The following is a 1,663-nucleotide window of genomic DNA, read 5'->3' as shown; positions in this document are numbered from 1 at the left end:
GGGTGACTGCGTACCTTTTGTATAATGGGTCAGCGACTTATATTCTGTAGCAAGGTTAACCGTATAGGGGAGCCGCAGGGAAACCGAGTCTTAACTGGGCGTTAAGTTGCAGGGTATAGACCCGAAACCCGGTGATCTAGCCATGGGCAGGTTGAAGGTTGGGTAACACTAACTGGAGGACCGAACCGACTAATGTTGAAAAATTAGCGGATGACTTGTGGCTGGGGGTGAAAGGCCAATCAAACCGGGAGATAGCTGGTTCTCCCCGAAAGCTATTTAGGTAGCGCCTCGTGAACTCATCTTCGGGGGTAGAGCACTGTTTCGGCTAGGGGGTCATCCCGACTTACCAACCCGATGCAAACTACGAATACCGAAGAATGTTATCACGGGAGACACACGGCGGGTGCTAACGTCCGTCGTGAAGAGGGAAACAACCCAGACCGCCAGCTAAGGTCCCAAAGTCATGGTTAAGTGGGAAACGATGTGGGAAGGCCCAGACAGCCAGGATGTTGGCTTAGAAGCAGCCATCATTTAAAGAAAGCGTAATAGCTCACTGGTCGAGTCGGCCTGCGCGGAAGATGTAACGGGGCTAAACCATGCACCGAAGCTGCGGCAGCGACACTATGTGTTGTTGGGTAGGGGAGCGTTCTGTAAGCCGTTGAAGGTGGCCTGTGAGGGTTGCTGGAGGTATCAGAAGTGCGAATGCTGACATAAGTAACGATAATGCGGGTGAAAAACCCGCACGCCGGAAGACCAAGGGTTCCTGTCCAACGTTAATCGGGGCAGGGTGAGTCGACCCCTAAGGCGAGGCCGAAAGGCGTAGTCGATGGGAAACAGGTTAATATTCCTGTACTCGGTGTTACTGCGAAGGGGGGACGGAGAAGGCTATGTTGGCCGGGCGACGGTTGTCCCGGTTTAAGCATGTAGGCGGATGTTCCAGGTAAATCCGGAACGTTACTAACGCTGAGGTGTGATGACGAGGCACTACGGTGCTGAAGTGACAAATGCCCTGCTTCCAGGAAAAGCCTCTAAGCATCAGGTAACATCAAATCGTACCCCAAACCGACACAGGTGGTCAGGTAGAGAATACCAAGGCGCTTGAGAGAACTCGGGTGAAGGAACTAGGCAAAATGGTGCCGTAACTTCGGGAGAAGGCACGCTGATGGTAGGTGAAGCGACTTGCTCGTGGAGCTGAAATCAGTCGAAGATACCAGCTGGCTGCAACTGTTTATTAAAAACACAGCACTGTGCAAACACGAAAGTGGACGTATACGGTGTGACGCCTGCCCGGTGCCGGAAGGTTAATTGATGGGGTTATCCGTAAGGAGAAGCTCTTGATCGAAGCCCCGGTAAACGGCGGCCGTAACTATAACGGTCCTAAGGTAGCGAAATTCCTTGTCGGGTAAGTTCCGACCTGCACGAATGGCGTAATGATGGCCAGGCTGTCTCCACCCGAGACTCAGTGAAATTGAACTCGCTGTGAAGATGCAGTGTACCCGCGGCAAGACGGAAAGACCCCGTGAACCTTTACTATAGCTTGACACTGAACACTGGTCCTTGATGTGTAGGATAGGTGGGAGGCTTTGAAGTGTGGACGCCAGTCTGCATGGAGCCATCCTTGAAATACCACCCTTTAATGGCTGGTGTTCTAACGTGGGCCCCT

The 1,663-nt window shown here is 52.7% G+C and carries 1 rRNA gene; it reads left to right on the top strand.

Annotated features, from left to right (window positions below):
• Positions 1 to 1,663: ribosomal RNA gene (locus ABLV30_RS26990) — 23S ribosomal RNA — on the top strand; the annotation flags it as partial.

The sequence above is a fragment of the Klebsiella sp. CN_Kp113 genome, assembly GCF_040064585.1.
GTDB classification, from domain to species: Bacteria; Pseudomonadota; Gammaproteobacteria; order Enterobacterales; family Enterobacteriaceae; genus Klebsiella; species Klebsiella michiganensis.
The sequence above is the reverse complement of the archived record's forward strand: the minus strand, read 5'-3'. Positions and strand labels throughout refer to the sequence as shown.